Source organism: Blastococcus brunescens (genome assembly GCF_035320885.1).
Taxonomy (GTDB): domain Bacteria; phylum Actinomycetota; class Actinomycetes; order Mycobacteriales; family Geodermatophilaceae; genus Blastococcus_B; species Blastococcus_B brunescens.
The window spans coordinates 3,554,815-3,575,998 of sequence record NZ_CP141261.1; the positions used below are offsets into that span (position 1 = coordinate 3,554,815).

Here is a 21,184-nt window from a genome sequence, read left to right on the forward strand (position 1 = left end):
GGGCGGAACCCGGGAGGGGGCCTAGACGGCGCGACGGCGCAGCCGACGACGCTCACGCTCCGACAGGCCGCCCCAGATGCCGAACCGCTCGTCGTTGGAGAGGGCGTACTCCAGGCACTGGGCCTTGACCTCGCAACCGGTGCAGATCTTCTTCGCCTCGCGGGTCGAGCCGCCCTTCTCCGGGAAGAACGCCTCGGGGTCGGTCTCGGCGCACAGCGCCTGCTCCTGCCACGACTGGGCGTCGGCCTCCGCACCGATGCCCAGGAGGCCGGCGATGCCCTGACCCATGCCCTGGTTGGCACCCTGACCCAGGCTCTGACCCATGCCGCCACCGAACCGGTCGGACCGGTCGTTGCCGCTCACGTAGTCGCTCAGCCACGAAACGTCGGCCATGGTGCGTCCCCTCTCGCTCTTGCCCCGGTGCGCGGTCCCCGGGACGTTCCCGGACCGGCCTGCACTCGATGACATCGACGGAATTACACGCGTGTCGTTGCCTGCTCGTCAACTTCGCCCGGTGTAAGCGACACGCCACACCAGCCACTTCCGTACCAGGCGTTCGTCAGATGTCGTCCCAACCCTCGACACGCCCGTGGAACAGTGCACAACTGCCTATCGGGCACGATGTCTTTCGTGCAGATCGTCGTGCTGGCTGGTGGGACCGGAGGGGCTCGATTCCTGCGTGGGGTGCGCGCTGCGCTGCCGGAGGCGACCGTGACGGCCGTCGTCAACACCGGGGACGACGTCACGCTGCACGGTCTGCGGGTCTGCCCGGACCTCGACACCGTGATGTACACCCTCGGCGGCGGCATCGACGAGGAGCGGGGCTGGGGCCGGGCCGACGAGAGCTGGACGGTCAAGGAGGAGCTCGCCGCCTACGGCGCGGACCCCGACTGGTTCGGCCTGGGCGACCGCGACGTGGCCACGCACCTCGTCCGCACCCGGATGCTCGACGCCGGCTACCCGCTGTCGGCGGTCACGGCGGCGCTCGCCGACCGCTGGCAGCCGGGGTGACCCTGCTGCCGATGAGCGACCAGCGGGTCGAGACGCACGTGGTGGTGACCGATCCGGGGACGGAGCGTCAGCGGGCGATCCACTTCCAGGAGTGGTGGGTCCGGCACCGGGCGGCGCTGGACCCCGGGCCTTCGTCCAGATCGGCGTCGACACGGCCCGCCCGGCGCCGGGCGTGGTCGAGGCCTTCGCCGCGGCCGACGCCGTCCTGCTCGCGCCGTCGAACCCGGTGGTCTCCATCGGCACGATCCTGGGGGTGCCCGGCCTGCGCGCGGCGCTGCTGGCCTCCCCTGCCCGCATCGTCGGCGTCTCGCCGATCGTGGGCGGCACCGTCGTCCGCGGGATGGCCGACCGCTGCCTGCCCGCCCTCGGCATCGCGGTCAGCGCCGAGGGCGTCGGCCGGCACTACGGCGCCCGGTCCGCCGAGGGTCTCCTCGACGCCTGGCTGGTCGCCCCGGAGGACCCCGCGGAGGTCCCCGGGGTCGACGTCGCGCAGGTGCCGTTGCTGATGTCCTCCCCGAGGCGACCACGGCCCTCGCCCGCGCCGCCCTCGACGCCGCGCGTGGCTGAGGAAGGACCCCGCCGGGGATCTCCGTCCACCCCGTCCCGGGGCTGCCGGAGTTCGCGCCGGGGACGACCTCGCCGCCGCGATCGCGGCGGCCGCGCCCTGGCTGGCCGACGGCGACGTCGTCGTGGTCACCTCCAAGGCCGTCTCAAAGGTGGAGGGACGGCTCGTGCACGTGCCCCGGGCGCCGACCGGGAGGCGGTGCGGCTGCGGGCCGTCGAGGAGGAGGCGGTGCGGGTCGTGGCCCGCCGCGGCCCGCTCGCGATCGTCGAGACCCGGCAGGGCTGGGTGGTGGCCGCCGCCGGCATCGACGCCTCCAACGTGGGCCAGGACGCCCTCGTGCTCCTGCCGGAGGACGCCGACGCCTCGGCCCGGCGCCTGCGCGACCGGCTCCGGGAGCTGCTCGGCGTCGAGCTCGCCGTGGTGGTGAGCGACACGTTCGGCCGGACGTGGCGCGAGGGCCTCACCGACGTGGCGGTCGGGTCGGCGGGCATCGCCGCGCTGACCGACCACCGGGGAGCGGTCGACGCCTGGGGCAACCGGCTCGAGACCACCCGGGTGGCGGTCGTCGACGAGCTCGCGTCGGCCGCCGACCTGGTCAAGGGAAAGCTCGCCGGGGTCCCGGTCGCCGTCGTCCGCGGGTTGCCGCCCACGCCGGTCGGCGCGGACGACCCGGGCACCCGGCCGCTCGTGCGGCTCCCCGCCGACGACCTCTTCCCCTACGGCGCCCGCGACCTGGTGGGCTCGCGCGAGCCCGGCGCGCAGCTGGTCCCGCGGGCGGGCGAGCTCGCGGCCGTGGCCGAGGCGTTCCGGATCGCCAGCGCCGCGCTCCCGGAGTTCCCGGTGGTGCTGCGCCACGGGGGCGAGGGCGACGGCGTCGTCGACGTCCACCTCGTGGACACCCCCGGCATGACGACGGCGCTGAACCTGGGCGCACTGCTCGGCGCGGCGATCGTCCAGCTGCACGCCGGCGGCTGGACCACGCGGTGGGAGCCGGTCCCGACACCGGGTGGCTCCTCGCTCGTCGGCCGCCTCTGGCTGGGGACGCCGACACCCTGACCGGGGACGTTCGATAGCGTTCCACCGTGGAGATCCGTGAGCTCGCCGTACCGGACAGCTATGCCGTCGACCTGGTCCCGCACGGCGACTCGCGGGGCCGGTTCACCGAGTGGTACCGCGCCGACGTGCTCGCCGGAGCCACCGGCTTCGGGTTGTCGCTCGCCCAGGCCAACCACAGCGTCTCCGCCCGGGGCGCCCTCCGGGGCGTCCACTTCGCGCTGGTGCCCCCGGGCAGGCCAAGTACGTCTACTGCCCGGCCGGCAAGGTGCTCGACGTCGTCGTCGACATCCGGGTCGGCTCGCCCACCTTCGGCGTGCACGACTCGGTCGTGCTCGACAGCGAGCAGCCGCGCGCGGTCTACCTCTCGGAGGGCCTCGGCCACGCCTTCGTCTCCCTGGCCGACCACAGCTCGGTCACCTACCTGGTCTCCACCGGTTACTCCCCGGACGGGAGTTCGGGATCAACCCGATGGACCCCGAGCTCGACCTGCCCTGGCCGACGGACATGGAGTTCGGCTTCTCGGCGAAGGACCAGGCCGCCCCTCCCTCGCCGAGGCGCAGGAGCAGGGCCTGCTGCCCACCATGGAGCAGTGCGCCGCCCGCTACGCGGAGCTGCGCGCGCGGGCCTGAGCTGCGCTTGCGCTAGAGCCGGCGGTAGTCGGTCGGCGCGAAGCGCGGGCCCCGGCGGGGCGGCGCGAGCCGCCCGCCAGCAGCAGCCGGACCACCCGCTGGCGGTGGCCGGGCCAGGGCGCGAGCAGTTCCAGCATCCCGGCGTCGTCGGTGTCCCTGCGACCGGCGAGCGACCAGCCGACGATGTTCTTCAGGTGGTAGTCGCCGACGCTGACCGTGTCGGGGCAGCCGAGGGTCCGCTGCACCACCTCGGCGGCCGTCCACGGGCCGATGCCCGGGATCGAGCAGAGCCGCGCCTGCAGGGACGACGAGTCGCCGGCGACCTCGGGCTCGAGCCGGGAGGCGACCGACGCCACCGCCCGCAGGGCCCGTCGGCGTGCGCCGTCGAGGCCGCAGGCGTGCCACTGCCAGTCGGTCACCTCGAGGACCCGTTGCGCGGACGGCGGCACCCGCATGCCGTCGGGCGCGGGACCCGGCGCGGGCTCACCCGCCAGCCGCAGCAGCTCCCGCCACACCCGGTTGGCCTCGACCGTGGTGACCTTCTGCTCGAGGACCGCCGGGGCGAGCGCGTCCCAGGTGCGCCCGGTGCGCCCCAGCCGCAGCCACGGCGTCCGGCGGTGCAGGTCGCCGACCACGGGATGGCCGCCCGGGTCGAACTCCTCGCGGCGGTCGGCGGCGCCCAGCCAGCCGGGCACCGCCGCAGCCGCCCACTCCGCACCCGGCCCCCACGCCGAGCTGCGCACCGTCCCGAGGACATCGCGATCCGCACGCTGGCCGGCCCGTCCGGCGTCGTCGTCGTCCGCCAGAGCCCGCCGTCGGCGATGCGGAACGTGGGGTCGCCCGTCCCCCGCCGGTTCGGGGACAGGCTCCGGACCAGGTCCAGCGGCCAGTCCGGCCGGAACTCCGACTCGACGGCGGCGGCCGGCACGGTGCTGGTCAGGACGTTCCCCGGGGTGGTGCGATCAGGTGACAGCGGGCGGCGGGCCCTCGGTCAGCGCGGCGCCATCCGCAGCCCGCCGTCCATCCGGATCACCTCACCGTTGAGGTAGCCGTGCTCGACGATCGCGAGCGCCAGCGCGGCGAAGTCGTCCGGACGGCCGAGGCGCTTGGGAAAGGGTATGCCTGCCGAGAGCGCCGTCCGGGCCTCCTCCGGAAGGCTGCCCAGCAGCGGCGTGTCGACCAGACCCGGCGCGATGGTGCAGACCCGCACGCCGACGCTGGACAGGTCGCGGGCGGCCGGCAGGGTCAGCCCGACGATCCCGCCCTTGGACGCCGCGTAGGCCACCTGGCCGATCTGCCCGTCGTACGCGGCGATCGAGGCGGTGTTCACCACGACGCCGCGTTCGCCGTCCTCGCCCGGCTCGGTCCGTGCCATGGCGGCGGCCGCCAGCCGCAGCACGTTGAAGGTGCCGACCAGGTTCACCATGACCGTCTTCGTGAAGGCGCCCAGGTCGTGCGGTTCACCGCCGCGGCCGACCGTGCGCTGCGCCCAGCCGATGCCCGCGCAGTTGATTGCGATCCGCAGCGGCCGGTCCTTGCCGGCGGCCTCGGCGACCGCCGCCTCGACCGAGCCCTCGTCGGTGACGTCGGTCCGGACGAAGGTCGCGTGCCCGCCGAGCTCGGCGGCCAGCGCCTGCCCGCGGTCCTCCTGCAGGTCGAGGATGGTCACGGCCGCACCGCGGGCGGCCAGGGCGCGGGTGGTCGCCTCACCGAGCCCGGAGGCCCCTCCGGAGACGACGGCTGCGACGTCGAAGCTCTTCATGCCCGCAACGTAACCCGAGGCGGCGGCCTCCTGCAGGGGCCTGCCCCGAGCCGGCGAGGGGTGGGGGCAGGGAGGTCCTCGTACCGCTCAGCGGAACCGCGGCCCGTACCGCTGCTCGACGGTCTCGAGCAGCTGCTTCACCCGCTCGGCCTCGCCGACCGGGCAGACCATGGTCACGTCCGCGGTGTGCACGACGACGCTGTCGCGGACCCCCACCAGCGCGACCAGGTGGTCGGGGTCGTCGCTGAACACGATGTTGCCCGCGCCGTCGACGACCACCCCGAGTCCCTGGACGGCGTTGCCCTGCCCGTCGTCCTCCAGGGTGTGGGCCAGCGCCGGCCACGAGCCGACGTCGAGCCAGTCGACGTCGAGGTCGACGACCAGCACCCGGCCCGGTTCGGCGGCGGCCGGCTCGAGGACGGCGTAGTCGACGCTGATCCTCGGCAGGGTCGGGAACACCTCGGCCAGCACGCGGTCGCGCTCGGGTCCGGCGGGGGCCGCCACCACGCGGGCCAGGCCGGCGGCGGACTCGGGCAGGTGCTCGGCCAGCGCGTCGAGGACGGTCCGCGCGCGCCAGACGAACATGCCGGAGTTCCACAGGTACTCGCCGCTCGCGAGGTAGCCCTCGGCGGTCGCGCGGTCGGGCTTCTCCCGGAAGGAGACGGCCTCGGCGACGCCGTCCACCTCGGTCGCCGGCCCGCGCTGCACGTACCCGAAGCCGGTGGCCGGCGAGGTCGGCGTGATCCCCAGCGTGACCAGGGAGCGGGGCCGGGCGGCGAGCACCGCGTAGGCGGACTCGAGGGCCGCGGCGAACCGTTCCACCGGCCGGATCACGTGGTCGGCGCTGACGACGGCCAGCTCCGCCTCGGGGTCGGCGTCGGCGACCAGCGCCGCGGTGAGGCCCACGGCGTTCGCGGTGTCCCGCGCCACCGGCTCGAGGACGAGGCGGTCCGCCCGCAGCTCCGGCAGGGCGGCCCGGACCTGCTCGCCGTAGCCCGCGGCGGTGCAGACCCAGATCCGGTCCGCCGGGAGCACCGCCCGCAACCGGTCGAACGCCTCGGCCAGCAGGCTGTGCGCGCCGCCGCCCTCGGCGTCGGCGACGACGTCGAGGAGCTGCTTGGGCCGCCGGGCGCGCGACAGGGGCCACAGGCGCGTGCCGGAGCCCCCGGCCATGATCACTGCGTGGCGCACCTCGGCGTCCTTCCGGTCGGCGTCAGGGTCGCGGACGACGACCGGCGGCCATCCTGCCGGACGGGGTGCCCGAGGAACCGCCGGCCCGGCGCCACGCCCGGCGCCAGGTCCTGGGCGGCGGCAGCTCATCGGCCGAGCGCTGCGGCTCCGCCCCGGCGCTCACCCGGGCGCTCACGTAGGAGAGGAGCATCCGGCCCCCGAGGCCGGCACGCAGGGCGGCCCGCAGCGGGGCACGGCTGCGCCCGGGGTACTGGCGCGACAGGTAGCGCAGCGCGCTCGTGTGGTGGACCCGCTGCATCCGGTGCGGATCGCGACGGGTGGAGTGCCCGCCCTCGTGCTCGACGACCGCCGACGGGGCGTAGACGTGCAGCCAGCCCCGCGCACCGAGGCGGGCAGCCAGGTCGACGTCCTCGAAGTACATGAAGTAGCCCGGGTCGAACCCGCCCACGGAGTGGAACGCCTCCACGTCGACCAGGAAGCAGGCTCCGGACAGCCAGCCGGCGGTGCGTTCCCGTGGCGCCTCGCGCTCGCGCCGGTACCGCGCCGTCCACGGATTGCCCGGCCACGCCCAGCCCACCAGCGCGTGCCCCACGCCGGTGGACAGCGCAGGGAGGTCGCGCGCCGAGGGGTACAGCTGGCCGTCAGGGGTGCGGATCGCCGGACCGACGGTCGCTGCCCGCGGCCAGCGGGCCGCCACGGCGAGCAGCTCGTCGACGGCGCCGGGCTCGAACCGGATGTCCGGGTTCGCGACCACCGCCCATCCGGAGCGGACGTCGGCCAGGCCGGCGTTCGCGGCCGGGCCGTAGCCGATGTTGCCCCCGGTCGGCAGGACGCGGACGTGCGGGAAGCGCCCCGCCGCCCGCTGCGGGGCGCCGTCGACGGAGCCGTTGTCGGCGAGGACCACCTCGACCGGCCGCGTCGTCGCGGTGGCCAGCGAACTCAGGAAACCGTCGAGGGAGTCCCCCGGCGAGTACGTGACCGCGACGACGCGCAGCGGCGTCTCGGCCGGTTCGGTTCGCACGCCGGCGACCCTACGGTCCGGGCGGCCCGTCCTCCTCACAGCCCGGCAGCGCTCGCGTAGCTGCGCAGGTGCGCCCGGGCGCACGACCGCCAGTCGAACAGCGCAGCCCGGTCCCGGGCCGCCGCCGCGAGCGCGGCCCGCCGCTCCGGCGCGTCGAGGAGCTCGCGCAGCGCGGTGCCGATGGCGCCGGGATCGGGCTCGGTGTAGGCCACGGCGTCGCCACCCACCTCCGGCAGCGACAGCCGGCGCGTGGTCAGCACGGGTGCGCCGCAGGCCATCGCCTCCAGCACCGGCAGCCCGAACCCCTCGCCCAGGCTGGGATAGGCCACGACCTCGGCGCCGCCGAGCAGCCCGGCGAGCTGCTCCAGCGGCAGGTACCCCGGCCGGAGCAGGGTCAGCCCGGCCGGCACCTCGGCCGCCGCGCGCTCGATCTCCTCGTCCCAGCCGCGGCCGCCGGCCAGCACCAGCGCCGGTGGGTCCTCGGCGTCCGCGACCGCGCGCACCCATCCGCGGACCAGGGCGGCAGCGTTCTTCCGGGGCTCGAGCGTGCCGAGGAACGCGACGTAGCGGCCGGTCAACCCGAGGTGCTCCCGGACGGCGGCCCGCTCGGCGTCCGACGGCACGTGGAATCGCCGGGAGTCCACGCCCAGGTGCGCCACGTCGATCCGGTCGGCGCGCGCGCCCGCCACCCGCACCAGCTCGTCCCTCGTGGCCGCCGACGGCGTCACGCACCGCCGCGCCCGGCGCAGGGAGACGCGGGTCCAGGACCGGAAGAACGTGCGCTTGACGGCCAGGTGCACGTCGGGGTGGGTGAAGAAGGTGGCGTCGTGCAGCGTCGTCACGACGGGGACGCCGACGGCCAGGGGCATCGTGTAGTGCGGGCTGTGCAGCACGTCGGCGCCGCTGCGGCGGACCAGGCCGGGCAGGCCAGCCTGCTCCCAGGCGAAGCGCACCGGCGGTCGCGCCGCCGCGGCCGGAGCGGCCAGCAGGTCGACACCCGGCACCAGGTCGCGGTAGTGGGCCACGTCGTGCGCCTGCACGACGACGGCGAGGTCGGCGCCCTCCGCCACGAGCGCGGGCAGCAGCTCGTCGACGTAGCGGCCGACACCCCCGCGGTCAGGGGGACGGCGGTGGCGTCGACGACCACGCGGGGCTGGTTCGGCAGGACGTGCTCCCGGGGACGGGCGGGTGGGCCGAGGACCTGTCGACCCTACGAGGCGAGCGCGCCGGGCACCCACGGATAGGCTGCTCCCATGCGCGGCATCATCCTGGCAGGCGGCAGCGGGACCCGGCTGTACCCGATCACGAAGGGCATCAGCAAGCAGCTGATGCCGATCTACGACAAGCCGATGATCTACTACCCGCTCTCGCTGCTGATGAATGCCGGGATCCGCGAGGTCCTCGTCATCACCACCCCCGAGGACCAGGCCGGCTTCCAGCGGCTGCTCGGCGACGGTGCAGAGATCGGCATCGAGATCAGCTACGCCGTGCAGCCCCGGCCGGAGGGCCTGGCCCAGGCCTTCGTCATCGGTGCGGACTTCATCGGGGACCAGCCGGTCGCGCTCGTCCTGGGCGACAACATCTTCTACGGCACCGGGCTCGGGGAGAGCCTGCGGGCCAACACCGACCCGGCCGGCGGGCACGTCTTCGCCTACCACGTCGCCAATCCCAGCGAGTACGGCGTCGTGGACTTCGACGAGGCCGGCCGGGTCATCTCCATCGAGGAGAAGCCGGCGCAGCCCAAGAGCAACTACGCCGTCCCGGGGCTCTACTTCTACGACAACCAGGTCGTCGACATCGCCGCGAAGATCACCCCGAGCGCTCGAGGCGAACTCGAGATCACCGCCGTCAACGACGAGTACCTGCGCCGGGGCGAGCTCACCGTGACCGTCCTCCCGCGGGGCACGGCGTGGCTGGACACCGGCACGCACGCCTCGATGATGCAGGCGGCCGAGTTCGTCCGGGTCGTCGAGGAGCGGCAGGGCTGGAAGATCGGCTGCATCGAGGAGATCGCCTGGCGGCGGGGCTTCATCGACAGCGAGCAGCTCCAGGCGCTGGCCCGTCCGCTGCAGAAGAGCGGCTACGGCGACTACCTGCTGGGTCTGCTCACCGAGGACTTCGGTCCCGGCAAGGCCGGCTGACGGCAGATTCACACCAGGGAGCGGTAGAGCTCCCACAGGCGCTCGGCGACCGACGCCCACGAGAAGTCCCCGGCCCGCAGCAGGCCCCGCTCGGCCAGGGGCTGCGCAGCTGCGCGTCGCCGACCACCTCGCGGAGCGCAGCGCCCAGGCGCTCGGCATCGCCGACCGGGGTGACCACCGTGGCGCCCCCGCCGACCTCCACGAGCGCGGCGGCATCGGAGGACACGACAGGGACGCCCGCCGCCATCGCCTCCAGCACCGGGAGGCCGAAACCCTCGGCCCGGCTGGGCGCCACCAGGGCCGTCGCCCCGTGGAGGACGGCGGCCAGGTCCACGTCCGCCAGCCGGCCGAGCAGCAGTACCTGGTCCGCCGCGAGCCCCAGGTCCCGGGCGAGCACCTCCGGCCGGACCCCGCCCCAGCCGGCCTGCCCGGCGACGACGAGCGGCGGGAGCGTCCCCGGGCGCTCGGCCAGGGCGGCGAGGAGCACGTCGAGGCCCTTGCGCGGTTCGAGCGTCGCCACGGTGAGCAGGTAGTCGCCCGCCGGGACGCCCAGCCGGCGGAGGCGGTCCGCTGCGTCGCGGGGCGCCCCGAGCTGCTCCCCACACCGGCGCCGGTGACGACGACCCGCTCCGGCAGGGCCAGGACGCCGGCCAGCTCCGCGGCGACGGCGTGGGTCGGGACGACGACGGCGTCCGCCGTCGGCACGGTGCGCTCGGCCATGCGGCGATGCCACCGGACGCCGCGAGGGTCAGCGTCTCGGGATGGGTCCACGGCACGGCGTCGTGCACGGTGACCACGAGCGGTCGCCGTCCTCGCGGCGGAGCGAGGAGCGTCGGCGCGTGCACCAGATCGCCTCCCCACGGGCGCACCGGGACCCCCGTTCCCAGGCGAGGGTCAGCGGACGGCGCGGCAGCGGGAGCCTGCGGGGAGGGGCAGGCCGGGCACCGCGGCCGCGGACACGTCCCGGTGCCAGGCGGTCCAGCCGTGCACCGAGCACCCCGGAGGAGCACCGGCCGCGAGGGCTCGGCAGACCTCGGCCGTGTAGCGGCCGGTCCCGCCGGGGACGGGGGCCAGGAGCTGCTCGGTGAGCACGTCGACCCGCATCGCCCGACTGTATGGCCCCGCGTCCGGCCCGCCGCGCGGGTGTGACCGTTGCGTCCGGTGTGAACGACGGGAAACCGGCGGGGCGCCCGGCCCCGTGTCGCGGGGCCTCCACGCACAGCCGGAGTGCTTACCATCGTGACCAATTGGTCCGCCTGTCCGGCTCCCGCCCCGGCGGCGCCGGAGGGACCGTTCCCCGCCCCCAGCAGTAAGGAAGCCGGTGAGCCAGCAGCGCAACCCGCAGATGGGGACGTTGGGCTCCCGGCCGCTGCCGCCGCGGCTGGACCCGCGGGCAGGTCGCCCGGCACGCCCCCGGACCCGCTCGTCCCGGACGGACTCCGGGAGCGCGATGCGCCGCCCCGAGTCCCGTGACGCCGCGGGGCGGCCGGCTCGCGGCTCCACCCGGGCCCGCGACGCCGTCGGGCACCCGGAGCACCAGGCCGCGACGTTCGGCCGCGCCCTCGGCCTCACCGCGTTGGGCACGGTCCTGCCCGGGACCGCGTTCCTGGCCGCGGGTCGCCGCACGCTCGGCTGGCTGCTGCTGGCCGGTCTGGCACTCCTGGTCCTCGCCGGGGCCTGGCTGGTCACGGGCGGGCAGCACATCGCCGTCCGCGCCGCGGTCAGCCCGACCGCCCTGCTGCTGATCATCGCGGGCGCGGTCACGCTGGCCGTCGTCTGGTCGCTGGTCATCATCGCCGGCTACCGGATGCTGGCGCCGGACACCACCACGCGCGCCCAGCACATGGTGGGCGGCACCCTCGTCGTGCTCCTGGCGCTGGGGGTCTCCGCGCCCGCCTTCGAGGCCGCGCACCTCGCGTCCGTGCAACGGAACCTGGTCACCGGCCTGTTCGGCGGCGAGGTCGAGTCGGCCACCGTGCCCGACACCGCCGCCGCGGACCCGTGGGGTGACAAGGACCGGGTGAACGTCATGCTGCTCGGCGGTGACGGCGGCGACGGACGCGACGGGGTGCGCACCGACACCGTGATCGTCGCGAGCATCGACACCGAGACCGGGGCGACGACCACCTTCAGCCTGCCGCGCAACCTCCAGGAGCTCCCCTTCCCGGAGGACAGCCCGCTGGCAGACGTCTACCCCGACGGCTTCTGGGCCGGCAGCGAGAGCGAGAGCCTGCTCAACGCCGTGTACCGCAACGGGCCGGCCGAGCACCCCGACATCCTGGGCCCGACCGACAACCCGGGCGCGGACTTCCTCAAGCTGGGCGTGGGCGAGGCCCTGGGCCTGACGATCGACTACTACGTCCTGGTGAACCTCGAGGGGTTCAGCCAGCTGATCGACGCGCTCGGTGGCATCACGGTGAACGTGAACTACTACGTGCCGATCGGTGGCGAGCCCACCCTGGGCCACCTCCCGAACGCCTACATCGCCCCGGGCCCCGACCAGCTCATGGACGGCGAACGGGCGCTGCAGTTCGCCCGCGGCCGGTTCGGCCTCACCGACTACCAGCGCATGGACCGGCAGCGCTGCATGATCAACGCCATCGTCGAGGCGGCCGATCCGCTCACCCTGCTCAGCAGGTACCAGCGGATCGCGGCGACGACGGAGGACATCGTGACCACCGACATCCCCCAGTCGGTCGTGGGCGACTTCGCCGATCTCGCGCTCAAGGTCAAGGACGCCGGTATCCGGAGCGTCGTCCTCGACGACACGGTGATCCAGCCGGCGTACCCCGACTTCGACGAGATCCAGGATCTGGTCCAGGAGGCGCTGGGCACGGCGCCGACCCCGACCCCGGCCCCGACGCCGGGTCCCGGGTCGAGCACCGGCACCAGCTCCGCGGACACGACGACGGACTCCGACGCGTCGGCGCCGGCGGATGCGTCCCCTCCCCGGTGGTCGACGCGGCGGACGCCTGCGCGTACGACCCGGTCCAGGCCCAGGAAGCACTCGACGAGGGCAGCCCCGCACCCGCTGACGCCGCACCGGGCCTGCGATCCTGGGGGCATGCGCCTCCTCGGTCCCGCAGCCCTGCTCGCCGACGCCCGCGACCGCGACCCGTCCCGACCGCTCCTGACGCACTACGACGACGCCACCGGCGAACGGGTGGAGCTGTCGGCGACGACGCTGGACAACTGGGTGGCGAAGACGGCCAACCTGCTGCAGGACGAGTTCGACGTCGGCCCGGGGAGCGCCGTCGCGGTCGCCCTGCCGGTGCACTGGCAGACCGCCGCCGTCCTGCTGGGGATCTGGAGCTGCGGGGCCACGGTCGTCGACACCGCCGCCGAGGACGAGGGCCGGCTCACCCGGGTCGACGTCGTCCTCGCCGCCCAGGACCGGCTGCCGGCTCTGGAGGAGTCGGGGGACGACGCGCAGCTGCTCGGCCTGTCGCTCCACCCCTGGGCGGCGGGATGGCCGGGTACGGCGGGCCGGCCCGGGACTTCGCCCTCGAGGTGCGGACGCACGGCGACCGGTTCGTGCCCTACGGAACGGTCGACCCCGCCGGCATCGGTCTGGTCGCCGGTGGCCTCGAGCTCGACCTCGGCGGCCTGGTCCAGGCAGCGACCGAGCTGGCCGGCCGGCTGGCGATCGGCCCCGACGACCGCATCCTGGTGGACGAGCAGACCGCGCAGGAGGCGGGGCCGGTCGCCTGGCTGCTCGCTCCGCTGGCGGCCGGCGCCTCGCTCGTGCTCTGCCGTCGCCCGGACGCCCGGCGCCTGCCCGAGCGGGCGGCCAGCGAGCGGGTCACCGCCACCCTGGGCTGCCGCGTCGAGGGCGTTCGCGAGCTCGGCCGGGTGGCCGACGCGGGCTGACCACCCGTCCGACGACACGGTCCTGACCCGGACGGGGTCGAGAGGACGACACCGGTCGTGTCTTGACCCGTTCCAGGCAAGCGCGCCAGGATGGGTCCGTGCCCGACCCGGTGGAGCTCGAACGCGATCTGCGCGCCGTGGGGCTGCGGGTGACACGCCCGCGCCTGGCGGTGCTGGACGCCGTGCACGCGCACCCGCACCTCGACACCGAGGCCCTCATCGGCGCGGCTCGCACGCGCCTGGACGCGATCTCCCACCAGGCGGTCTACGACGTCCTGCGGGTGCTCACCGACACCGGCCTCGTCCGGCGCATCCAGCCGCAGGGGTCGGTGGCCCGGTACAGGCGCGCGTGGGCGACAACCACCACCACCTGGTCTGCCGCGACTGCGGCGCCATCGTCGACGTCGACTGCACCGTCGGAGCGGCCCCGTGCCTCACCCCTCCGACCACGCGGGCTTCGCCGTGGACGAGGCCGAGGTCGTCTTCTGGGGCCGCTGCCCGAGCTGCGCGGACGCCTGACCCACCGACCGTTCCCCCACCCCGCCCGAGGCACCGCCCGTTCCCCCACCCCGCCCGACACCCAGGAAGGTTCGCCGTGAAGGACGAGTCCAACAAGGTCGAGACCGAGAGCACCAGCGAGAGCGAGAACCCGGCGATCTCCTCGCCGACCCCCGACACCGACCACCGACCCCGCAGCAATCGGGACTGGTGGCCGAACCAGGTCGACCTGGGCGTGCTGAACAAGCCCTCGAAGGACTCCGACCCGCTGGGCGCGGACTTCGACTACCGGGCCGAGTTCGCGAAGCTGGACGTCGCGGAGCTCAAGCGCGAGGTCGCCCAGCTGATGCGCACCTCGCAGGACTGGTGGCCGGCCGACTGGGGGCACTACGGCCCGCTGTTCATCCGGATGTCCTGGCACGCGGCCGGGACGTACCGCATCGCCGACGGCCGGGGTGGTGGTGGTGAGGGCGGCCAGCGTTTCGCCCCGCTCAACAGCTGGCCGGACAACGCCAACCTCGACAAGGCCCGCCGCCTGCTGCTGCCGATCAAGCAGAAGTACGGCCGCACGCTCTCCTGGGCCGACCTGCTGGTCCTCGCCGGCAACGTCGCCCACGACGACATGGGCCTGCCGACCTTCGGCTTCGCCTTCGGCCGCGAGGACAGCTGGCAGCCACAGGAGACGTTCTGGGGCCCCGAGGACACCTGGCTCGGCGACGAGCGCTACGCGGGCGACGACCCGCTGAACCTCGACGAGGGTCCGCTGGCGAACGTGACCATGGGCCTGATCTACGTGAACCCGGAGGGGCCGAAGGGTCAGCCCGACCCGTTGGGTTCCGGGCACGACATCAAGCAGACCTTCCGGCGCATGGGCATGACCGACGAGGAGACCGTCGCCCTGATCGCCGGCGGCCACACCTTCGGCAAGACCCACGGCGCCGGCAACCCGGAGCTGATCGGCCCGGAGCCCGAGGGCTGCCCCGTGCACGGCAACGGCCTCGGCTGGATCAGCCAGCACGGCAGCGGCAAGGGCGCCGACACGATCACCAGCGGTCTCGAGGGCGCCTGGACCCCGACGCCCACCACGTGGGACAACTCCTACTGGGACATGCTCTTCGGCTACGACTGGGAGCTCGTCGAGAGCCCGGCCGGCGCCAAGCAGTGGCAGCCGTCGGATGCCGCGGCGCAGGAGCTCGTCCCCGACGCGCACATCGAGGGCAAGCAGAACCCCCGATGATGTCCACGGCCGACATGGCCCTCAAGGTCGACCCCGAGCTGCGCGCGTACGCCGAGCGCTTCCGGGACGACCCGGCGTACTTCGCCGACTCCTACGCCCGCGCCTGGTTCAAGTTGCTGCACCGCGACATGGGCCCGAAGTCCCGCTACCTCGGCCCGGACGTGCCGGCCGAGGACCTGATCTGGCAGGACCCGGTCCCCGCGGTCGACCACGAGCTCGTCGGCGAGGCCGACGTCGCCGACCTCAAGCAGCGCCTGCTCGCCTCCGGCCTGACCGTCCCGCAGCTGGTGCACACGGCCTGGTCCGCGGCGGCGTCGTACCGCGGCACGGACAAGCGCGGAGGCGCCAACGGCGCCCGCCTGCGCCTCGAGCCACAGATCGGCTGGGCGGTGAACGAGGGCGTCCGGGACGTCCTGCCGGTGCTGGAACGGGTCAAGGGCGAGTTCGAGCAGCAGACCGGGAAGAAGGTCTCGCTGGCCGACCTGATCGTGCTCGGTGGCTCGGCAGCCGTGGAGAAGGCCGCGGCGGACGCCGGCGTGCAGGTGACCGTGCCGTTCTCCCCGGCCGCACCGACGCCTCGCAGGAGCAGACCGACGTCGACAACTTCCGCTGGCTCGAGCCCCGGGCCGACGGCTTCCGCAACTGGCTGTCCCCCGGCAGCAAGCTGGCGCCCGAGACGCTGCTGGTCGACCGGGCCTACATGCTGGAGCTGACCCCCAAGGAGATGACGCTGCTGGTCGGCGGGCTCCGCGTGCTCGGTGCCACCACCGGCGGAGTGCAGCACGGCGTGTTCACCGACCGGCCGGGCGTGCTGTCGACGGACTTCTTCCGCAACCTGCTCGACCTCGGCATCTCGTGGCGGACGTCGGTGGACACCGACGGCGTTTACGAGGGCTGGACGCCGACGGCACCGTCGTGCGCACCGCCACCGCGGCCGACCTGGTGTTCAACTCGAACTCGATCCTGCGCGGCATCGTCGAGGTCTACTCGGCCGACGACGCCCAGGAGAGGTTCGTGCAGGACTTCGTCGCCGCCTGGGTCACGGTGATGGAGCTCGACCGCTACGACCTGCGGTAGGGGCTGCTCCCGGACGCCCCGGCCCGCCGCGTGCGGGCCGGGGCGTCCGCGCGTCCGCGCCGGGGAGGGCTGTGCCGGGCGACGGTGACCGAACCCTCACCACTCGACCCTCACGTGAGGGGCGAGTCGGGGCACACTGTGCTGGACAGCAGCGCGCCTCCTCCGGGTGTCCGACGTCGCGGGGCCGGTGGTCCCGGCCGACAACGGTCCTCGGCGATCGAGCGTCGCGCGACCGGGTGCGCCGCCGCACCCTCCTCCCGACCCGGCACCGCCTCCGGTGCTGCCCGCCCGCGCCGACGACGGCGCATCGAACGAGACGGACCCATGCCTCCAGCCCTGCCGAACCTCGCCCGCCCCGCCTGGCTGTCCCCGACGGTGGCACGCACCGAGGTCCTGGCCGGCCTCGTCGTCGCCCTGGCCCTGATCCCGGAGGCGATCAGCTTCTCGATCCTGGCCGGCGTCGACCCTCGCGTGGGCCTGTTCTCCTCCTTCGTCATGGCGGTGGTCATCGCCTTCACCGGCGGCCGCCCGGCGATGATCACCGCCGCGACCGGGGCGATCGCCCTCGTCGTCGCCCCGCTCGCGCTGGAGTACGGCGTGCAGTACCTGTTCGCGGCCGTGATCCTGGGCGGGGTCTTCCAGGTCCTGCTCGCCGCGGCCGGCGTCGCGCGGCTCATGCGGTTCATCCCGCGCAGCGTCATGGTCGGCTTCGTCAACGCGCTGGCGATCCTGATCTTCACCGCGCAGTTCCCGCAGCTGATCGGCGTCCCGTGGTTGGTCTACCCGATGGTGGCCGCAGGCCTGGCGATCATCTTCCTGCTGCCCCGGCTCACGACCGCCGTCCCCCGCCCCTGGTGGCCATCGTCGTGCTGACGACGCTGGCGGTGGCGGCCGGGTGGAACCTGCCCGACGTCGGCGGTGAGGGCGACCTGCCCGACAGCCTGCCGTTCTTCCTCCTGCCCGACGTCCCGTTCACGGTCGACACGCTCGGCATCCTCGCTCCCTACGCCCTCGGCGTGGCCTTCGTCGGGCTCATGGAATCGCTCATGACGGCGAAGCTCGTCGACGACATCACCGACACCCACTCCGACAAGACCCGCGAGTCCTGGGGACAGGGCGTCGCCAACATGGCCTCGGGCTTCTTCGGCGGCATGGGCGGCTGCGCCATGATCGGCCAGACGATGATCAACGTGAAGGTGTCCGGCGCCCGCACCCGGCTCTCCACCTTCCTCGCCGGCGTCTTCCTGCTGGTCCTCGTCGTCGCCCTCGGGGACATCGTGAGCATCATCCCGATGGCCGCGCTGGTGGCCGTCATGATCTTCGTGTCGATCGCGACCTTCGACTGGCACAGCCTCCGGACGATCCACCGGATGCCCAAGAGCGAGACGACGGTGATGCTCTCGACGGTGGCGGTCACCCTCCTCACCCACAACCTCGCCATCGGTGTCGGTGTCGGCGTCCTGGTGGCCTGCGTGCTCTTCGCCCAGCGCATCGCCCACCTGGTGGACGTCGACCGCGCGGTCGGGGCCGACGGCACCGTGCGCTACTCCGTCAGCGGTGCGCTCTTCTTCGCGTCCAGCAACGACCTCTACACGCAGTTCGAGTACGCCGCCGACCCCGCCGCGGTGGTCATCGACCTGTCGAGGGCTCAGGTGTGGGACGCCTCGACGGTGGCCGCCCTGGACGCCATCACGCACAAGTACGCGACCCGCGGGAAGACCGCGACCATCGTGGGGCTCGACGAGCACTCCTCCGATCGGTTCGAGCGGCACTCCGGACAGCTCGCGGGTGCGCACTGATGCCGGCTCTCCCGACCCGGGCCGGCCGGCCGGACACCCACCGCGAGGTGGTCCCCGACGGCGGGGGAACCGGGACGCCGCGCGGCGAGCTGATGCAGATCGGCCAGGTCGCCGACCGCACTGGCCTCAGTCTGCGGACGATCCGCTTCTACGAGGAGAACGGGCTGGTGATCCCCACGGCCCGCTCGGAGGGCGGCTTCCGGCTCTACAGCGAGAACGATGTCGCGCGCCTGGAGGTCATCAAGCGGATGAAGCCGCTGGGCTTCACGCTCGAGGAGATGCAGGAGCTGCTGACGCTGCTGGCCGACCTGGGCTCCGGCGAGGGCGACCGGGCGGCGCTGCTCGACCGGCTCGGCATGTTCCACGAGGCGGCCACCGCCCGGGTCACCGCGCTCAAGGAGCAGCTGGCCGTCGCAGAGGGTTCGCCGAGACCTTGTCCGGGCGTCTGGAGACAGGCCGCTGACCCGCGGTCCCGCTCCTACCGGAGCAGGCTCCGGGCGATCACCATGCGCTGGACCTGGTTGGTGCCCTCGTAGATCTGGGTGATCTTGGCGTCGCGCATCATGCGCTCGACCGGGAAGTCCTGGGTGTAGCCGGCGCCGCCGAAGAGCTGGACGGCGTCGGTGGTCACCTGCATGGCGACGTCGGAGGCGAACGCCTTGGCCGAGGCGGAGACCCGGGTGACGTCGGGACGGCCGGCCTCACCGGCAGCGGCCGCGACGTAGACCAGGTGCCGGGCGGCCTCGATCCTCATCTCCATGTCGGCGAGCATGAACTGCACGCCCTGGAAGCTGCCGATGCTCGTGCCGAACTGCGTGCGCTCCTTGACGTAGGCCACCGAGGCGTCGAGGGCCCCTGCGCGACGCCGACGGCCTGCGCGCCGATCGTCGGCCGGGTGAAGTCCAGGGTCCGCAGCGCGGTCTTGAAGCCGGTGCCCGGCGCTCCGATGATCCGGTCGGCCGGGATGGTGCAGTCGGTGAAGTACAGCTCGCAGGTGGGTGACCCCTTGATGCCCATCTTGCGTTCCTTGGGGCCGACCGCGAACCCGGGGTCGTCGCGGTGAACGGCGAACGCGGAGATGCCGTTCGCCTTCTTCCCCGGGTCGGTCACGGCCATGACCGTGTACCACTCGGAGATGCCCGCGTTGGTGATCCAGGCCTTGGTGCCGTTGAGCACCCACGTCTCGCCGTCGAGGCGCGCTCGGGTCGTCATCGCGGCGGCGTCGGAGCCGGCCTCCCGCTCGGAGAGGCCGTAGCTGATCATCGCGTCGCCGGAGGCGATCGAGGGCAGCACCTTCTGCTTCACGTCCTCCGACGCGGACAGGATGATCGGCATCGAGCCGAGCTTGTTCACCGCCGGGATCAGCGAGGCGCTGACGTCGACGCGGGCGACCTCCTCGATGACGATGCAGGTCGCGATCGCGTCGGCGCCCTCGCCGCCGTACTGCTCCGGGATGTGGGTGGCGTGGAACCCTGCCGCGGTCAGGGCCTTCTGCGCCTCGACGGGGAAGCGGGACTCGGCGTCCACCTCGGCGGCGAAGGGCGCGATCTCCCGCTCGGCGATGTCACGGACTGCCGCCCGGATCGCCTCGTGCTCCTCGGTGAGGGCGTAGAGCCCGGTGTTGTTACCCACCGGTAGATCGTAAGCCCGCAGGGTCAGTCCGCCGAAGCGAGACGCTCCTGGAGGGTGAGGTCACGGGCCGCCACCTGCTCGGCGAGGGCTGCCTGGAAGCGCACCACCGCATCCCGCAGCGAGTCGTCGGACGCGGCCAGCACCCGGACGGCGAGCAGCCCGGCGTTGCGGCCGCCGTCGATGCCCACCGTGGCGACCGGCACCCCGGCCGGCATCTGCACGATCGGAGCAGGCTGTCCATCCCGTCCAGGCGGTCCAGGGACCGGGGACGCCGATGACCGGGAGCGGGGTGGCCGCGGCGACCATGCCCGGCAGGTGGGCCGCTCCCCGGCGCCCGCGATGATCACCCGCAGGCCCCGGCCGGCCGCACCCTCGGCGTAGTCGAGCATGCGGCGCGGGGTCCGGTGGGCCGAGACGACGTGCGCCTCGTACGGCACGCCGAACTCCTCGAGCGCCCGCGCCGCCGGCTCCATGACCGGCCAGTCGGAGTCGCTGCCCATGACGATGCCCACGACCGGGTCCCGCATGTCCACTCCTCAGTGCTCGTCGTCGTCGTCGTCGAAGGCGAAGGCGTCGTCGATCACCCCGTCGGCGAGGTAGCGCGCGGCGGCCACCGCCCTGGCCCGCACCTCGGCGAGGTTCTCGCCGAGCGCCGTCACGTGGCCGAGCTTGCGGCCGGGACGCTGCCCCTTGCCGTACCAGTGCAGCTTCACGTCCGGCCAGTGCGCCATGAGGTGGTGGATCCGCTCGTCGAGCGGCGGCCCCGTCCAGTCCTCGGCCGCAGCGGCCCCCCGAGGACGTTGGCCATGACGACGACCGGCGCGGTCATGGCGGTGGAGCCGAGCGGGTAGTCGAGGACGGCCCGCAGGTGCTGCTCGAACTGGCTGGTGCGCGCGCCCTCGATGGTCCAGTGGCCGGAGTTGTGCGGGCGCATGGCGAGCTCGTTGACCAGGACGCCGTCGGCGGTCTGGAACAGCTCGACGGCGAGCATGCCGACGACCCCGAGGCGGTCGGCGATCCGGACCGCGAGTTCCTGCGCAGCCGTCGCCAGGCTCTCCGGCAGCTCCGGTGCCGGCGCGAGCACCTCGGCGCAGACGCCGTCGCGCTGCACCGTCTCGACGACCGGCCACACCGCGACCTGGCCGAACGGGGACCGCGCCACCTGCGCCGACAGCTCGCGCACCATGCGGACCCGTTCCTCGGCCAGCAGGGTGCCGTGCCGTTCCAGCAGCTCGGCGACCTCGTCGGGGCCGTGGACGACGAAGACGCCCTTGCCGTCGTAGCCGCCGCGCGGGGTCTTGAGGACGACGGGCCAGCCGACCTCGTCGGCGAACGCGGTGACGTCGTGGACGGTGTGCGCCTCCGCCCACGCCGGCTGCGGCTCGCCCGCGTCCTGCAGCGCCCGGCGGAGGACCAGCTTGTCCTGCGCGTGCACGAGCGCGCCGGGCCCGGGAGCGACGCGGTGACCGGCCGCCTCGAGGGCGTGCAGGTGCTCGGTCGGCACGTGCTCGTGGTCGAACGTCAGCACCGTGGCGCCGTCGGCCAGGCGCCGCAGCGCAGCGAGGTCGCGGTGGTCGCCGAGCTGGACGTCGGAGCCGACGAGCGCGGCGGACTCGTCGGGGACGGTCGCCAGGACGCGCAGCGACTGCCCCAGCGCGATCGCCGCCTGGTGCGTCATCCGCGGAGCTGCCCACC

At 74.0% G+C, this 21,184-nt stretch carries 21 protein-coding genes and 5 pseudogenes; 13 read left to right on the forward strand and 13 right to left on the reverse strand.

The window, feature by feature from the left end:
- Window positions 1-21: 21 nt before the first annotated feature.
- The gene (locus U6N30_RS23930; RefSeq protein WP_167761738.1) at window positions 22-288 is read right to left on the reverse strand and encodes a WhiB family transcriptional regulator; all 267 of its coding nucleotides are present in this window, start codon (window positions 286-288) and stop codon (window positions 22-24) included.
- Between the two features lie 333 nt (window positions 289-621).
- Between U6N30_RS23930 and U6N30_RS23935 the strand changes: the two genes are divergently transcribed.
- The 4 genes and pseudogenes from U6N30_RS23935 to U6N30_RS23950 all read left to right on the forward strand — a co-directional run.
- Window positions 622-1,011 (forward strand): 2-phospho-L-lactate transferase CofD family protein, encoded by a 390-nt coding sequence (locus U6N30_RS23935; RefSeq protein ID WP_324274242.1) that lies wholly within the window; start codon window positions 622-624, stop codon window positions 1,009-1,011.
- A 172-nt stretch (window positions 1,012-1,183) separates the two neighbouring features.
- Window positions 1,184-1,408, forward strand: a pseudogene (locus tag U6N30_RS23940) (2-phospho-L-lactate transferase CofD family protein); the annotation flags it as partial.
- A gap of 405 nt (window positions 1,409-1,813) precedes the next feature.
- Window positions 1,814-2,632, forward strand: a pseudogene (gene cofE, locus U6N30_RS23945) (coenzyme F420-0:L-glutamate ligase); the annotation flags it as partial.
- 26 nt (window positions 2,633-2,658) lie between these two features.
- Window positions 2,659-3,029 (forward strand): annotated as a pseudogene (locus U6N30_RS23950) (dTDP-4-dehydrorhamnose 3,5-epimerase family protein); the annotation flags it as partial.
- 204 nt (window positions 3,030-3,233) lie between these two features.
- On the opposite strand, the gene U6N30_RS23955 reads toward U6N30_RS23950, so the two are convergent.
- The 5 genes from U6N30_RS23955 to U6N30_RS23975 all read right to left on the reverse strand — a co-directional run bounded on the left by U6N30_RS23955 (window position 3,234) and on the right by U6N30_RS23975 (window position 8,305).
- Window positions 3,234-4,004 (reverse strand): DNA-3-methyladenine glycosylase family protein, encoded by a 771-nt coding sequence (locus tag U6N30_RS23955; protein WP_324278613.1) that lies wholly within the window; start codon window positions 4,002-4,004, stop codon window positions 3,234-3,236.
- Between the two features lie 248 nt (window positions 4,005-4,252).
- Window positions 4,253-5,023, reverse strand: a complete 771-nt coding sequence (locus U6N30_RS23960) for an SDR family NAD(P)-dependent oxidoreductase (protein ID WP_324274243.1) — start codon at window positions 5,021-5,023, stop codon at window positions 4,253-4,255.
- Window positions 5,024-5,110: 87 nt separating this feature from the next.
- Window positions 5,111-6,214 carry a mannose-1-phosphate guanylyltransferase gene (locus U6N30_RS23965; protein WP_324274244.1) on the reverse strand — a complete coding sequence of 368 codons (1,104 nt, stop codon included), beginning with the start codon at window positions 6,212-6,214 and terminating at the stop codon, window positions 5,111-5,113.
- Window positions 6,215-6,236: 22 nt separating this feature from the next.
- Window positions 6,237-7,235: a glycosyltransferase family 2 protein gene (locus tag U6N30_RS23970; RefSeq protein WP_324274245.1), complete on the reverse strand. Its 999-nt coding sequence runs from the start codon at window positions 7,233-7,235 to the stop codon at window positions 6,237-6,239.
- Window positions 7,236-7,270: 35 nt separating this feature from the next.
- Window positions 7,271-8,305: a glycosyltransferase family 4 protein gene (locus U6N30_RS23975; RefSeq protein WP_324274246.1), complete on the reverse strand. Its 1,035-nt coding sequence runs from the start codon at window positions 8,303-8,305 to the stop codon at window positions 7,271-7,273.
- Window positions 8,306-8,488: 183 nt separating this feature from the next.
- Between U6N30_RS23975 and rfbA the strand changes: the two genes are divergently transcribed.
- Window positions 8,489-9,376 (forward strand): glucose-1-phosphate thymidylyltransferase RfbA, encoded by an 888-nt coding sequence (gene rfbA / locus U6N30_RS23980; protein ID WP_324274247.1) that lies wholly within the window; start codon window positions 8,489-8,491, stop codon window positions 9,374-9,376.
- Here the strand turns inward: rfbA and U6N30_RS23985 are convergent.
- The gene (locus U6N30_RS23985) at window positions 9,342-9,896 is read right to left on the reverse strand and encodes a glycosyltransferase (RefSeq protein ID WP_324274248.1); all 555 of its coding nucleotides are present in this window, start codon (window positions 9,894-9,896) and stop codon (window positions 9,342-9,344) included. The genes rfbA and U6N30_RS23985 overlap by 35 nt on opposite strands.
- Before the next feature lie 374 nt (window positions 9,897-10,270).
- Window positions 10,271-10,480: a hypothetical protein gene (locus U6N30_RS23990; protein ID WP_324274249.1), complete on the reverse strand. Its 210-nt coding sequence runs from the start codon at window positions 10,478-10,480 to the stop codon at window positions 10,271-10,273.
- Window positions 10,481-11,405: 925 nt separating this feature from the next.
- Between U6N30_RS23990 and U6N30_RS23995 the strand changes: the two are divergent.
- The 8 genes and pseudogenes from U6N30_RS23995 (at window position 11,406) to U6N30_RS24030 (ending at window position 18,393) form a co-directional block, all read left to right on the forward strand.
- A pseudogene (locus U6N30_RS23995) lies at window positions 11,406-13,246 on the forward strand (TIGR03089 family protein).
- 182 nt (window positions 13,247-13,428) lie between these two features.
- Window positions 13,429-13,845, forward strand: coding sequence for a hypothetical protein (locus U6N30_RS24000; protein WP_324278438.1), 417 nt, complete (start codon window positions 13,429-13,431; stop codon window positions 13,843-13,845).
- Between the two features lie 284 nt (window positions 13,846-14,129).
- Window positions 14,130-14,981 (forward strand): annotated as a pseudogene (locus U6N30_RS24005) (peroxidase family protein); the annotation flags it as partial.
- On the forward strand, window positions 14,978-15,694 hold the full coding sequence (locus U6N30_RS24010) for a peroxidase family protein (RefSeq protein WP_324274250.1): 717 nt from the start codon (window positions 14,978-14,980) through the stop codon (window positions 15,692-15,694). The pseudogene U6N30_RS24005 and the gene U6N30_RS24010, both read left to right, overlap by 4 nt.
- Window positions 15,682-16,029: a hypothetical protein gene (locus tag U6N30_RS24015; RefSeq protein WP_324274251.1), complete on the forward strand. Its 348-nt coding sequence runs from the start codon at window positions 15,682-15,684 to the stop codon at window positions 16,027-16,029. Before U6N30_RS24010 ends, U6N30_RS24015 begins: the two co-directional genes overlap by 13 nt.
- A gap of 353 nt (window positions 16,030-16,382) precedes the next feature.
- A complete protein-coding gene (locus U6N30_RS35705; protein WP_324274252.1) occupies window positions 16,383-16,931 on the forward strand; it encodes a SulP family inorganic anion transporter in 549 nt (182 codons plus the stop codon).
- Window positions 16,913-17,857: a SulP family inorganic anion transporter gene (locus tag U6N30_RS35710; RefSeq protein WP_324274253.1), complete on the forward strand. Its 945-nt coding sequence runs from the start codon at window positions 16,913-16,915 to the stop codon at window positions 17,855-17,857. The genes U6N30_RS35705 and U6N30_RS35710 overlap by 19 nt, the downstream gene beginning before the upstream one ends.
- Entirely contained in the window at window positions 17,857-18,393 is a 537-nt protein-coding gene (locus tag U6N30_RS24030; RefSeq protein ID WP_324274254.1) for a MerR family transcriptional regulator, read from the forward strand. The genes U6N30_RS35710 and U6N30_RS24030 overlap by 1 nt, the downstream gene beginning before the upstream one ends.
- Here U6N30_RS24030 and U6N30_RS35715 read toward each other — a convergent pair.
- From U6N30_RS35715 to U6N30_RS24055, 5 genes are read right to left on the reverse strand one after another with little or no spacing between them, the layout of a single operon-like run.
- On the reverse strand, window positions 18,336-18,695 hold the full coding sequence (locus U6N30_RS35715; RefSeq protein WP_324274255.1) for an acyl-CoA dehydrogenase family protein: 360 nt from the start codon (window positions 18,693-18,695) through the stop codon (window positions 18,336-18,338). The two genes, U6N30_RS24030 and U6N30_RS35715, sit on opposite strands and share 58 nt — an antisense overlap.
- Window positions 18,608-19,489 carry an acyl-CoA dehydrogenase family protein gene (locus U6N30_RS24040; RefSeq protein WP_324274256.1) on the reverse strand — a complete coding sequence of 294 codons (882 nt, stop codon included), beginning with the start codon at window positions 19,487-19,489 and terminating at the stop codon, window positions 18,608-18,610. The genes U6N30_RS35715 and U6N30_RS24040 overlap by 88 nt, the downstream gene beginning before the upstream one ends.
- Before the next feature lie 23 nt (window positions 19,490-19,512).
- The gene (locus tag U6N30_RS24045) at window positions 19,513-20,016 is read right to left on the reverse strand and encodes a 5-(carboxyamino)imidazole ribonucleotide mutase (RefSeq protein WP_324274257.1); all 504 of its coding nucleotides are present in this window, start codon (window positions 20,014-20,016) and stop codon (window positions 19,513-19,515) included.
- 9 nt (window positions 20,017-20,025) lie between these two features.
- On the reverse strand, window positions 20,026-20,220 hold the full coding sequence (locus tag U6N30_RS24050; RefSeq protein ID WP_324274258.1) for a hypothetical protein: 195 nt from the start codon (window positions 20,218-20,220) through the stop codon (window positions 20,026-20,028).
- Window positions 20,199-21,167, reverse strand: a complete 969-nt coding sequence (locus U6N30_RS24055) for a 5-(carboxyamino)imidazole ribonucleotide synthase (protein ID WP_324274259.1) — start codon at window positions 21,165-21,167, stop codon at window positions 20,199-20,201. The genes U6N30_RS24050 and U6N30_RS24055 overlap by 22 nt, the downstream gene beginning before the upstream one ends.
- Window positions 21,168-21,184: the final 17 nt, after the last annotated feature.

Excerpts from the sequence above, each read along its gene's own strand:
- U6N30_RS23960 (WP_324274243.1), bottom strand. The coding sequence starts at position 5,023 with ATGAAGAGCTTCGACGTCGCAGCCGTCGTCTCCGGAGGGGCCTCCGGG.
- U6N30_RS35705 (WP_324274252.1), top strand. The coding sequence starts at position 16,383 with ATGCCTCCAGCCCTGCCGAACCTCGCCCGCCCCGCCTGGCTGTCCCCG.
- U6N30_RS24045 (WP_324274257.1), bottom strand. The coding sequence starts at position 20,016 with ATGCGGGACCCGGTCGTGGGCATCGTCATGGGCAGCGACTCCGACTGG.
- U6N30_RS23990 (WP_324274249.1), bottom strand. The coding sequence starts at position 10,480 with ATGCGGGTCGACGTGCTCACCGAGCAGCTCCTGGCCCCCGTCCCCGGC.
- U6N30_RS24055 (WP_324274259.1), bottom strand. The coding sequence starts at position 21,167 with ATGACGCACCAGGCGGCGATCGCGCTGGGGCAGTCGCTGCGCGTCCTG.
- U6N30_RS24010 (WP_324274250.1), top strand. The coding sequence starts at position 14,978 with ATGATGTCCACGGCCGACATGGCCCTCAAGGTCGACCCCGAGCTGCGC.
- U6N30_RS24015 (WP_324274251.1), top strand. The coding sequence starts at position 15,682 with ATGCTGGAGCTGACCCCCAAGGAGATGACGCTGCTGGTCGGCGGGCTC.
- U6N30_RS23935 (WP_324274242.1), top strand. The coding sequence starts at position 622 with ATGTCTTTCGTGCAGATCGTCGTGCTGGCTGGTGGGACCGGAGGGGCT.
- rfbA (WP_324274247.1), top strand. The coding sequence starts at position 8,489 with ATGCGCGGCATCATCCTGGCAGGCGGCAGCGGGACCCGGCTGTACCCG.
- U6N30_RS23930 (WP_167761738.1), bottom strand. The coding sequence starts at position 288 with ATGGGTCAGGGCATCGCCGGCCTCCTGGGCATCGGTGCGGAGGCCGAC.
- U6N30_RS24050 (WP_324274258.1), bottom strand. The coding sequence starts at position 20,220 with ATGGCGCACTGGCCGGACGTGAAGCTGCACTGGTACGGCAAGGGGCAG.
- U6N30_RS24030 (WP_324274254.1), top strand. The coding sequence starts at position 17,857 with ATGCCGGCTCTCCCGACCCGGGCCGGCCGGCCGGACACCCACCGCGAG.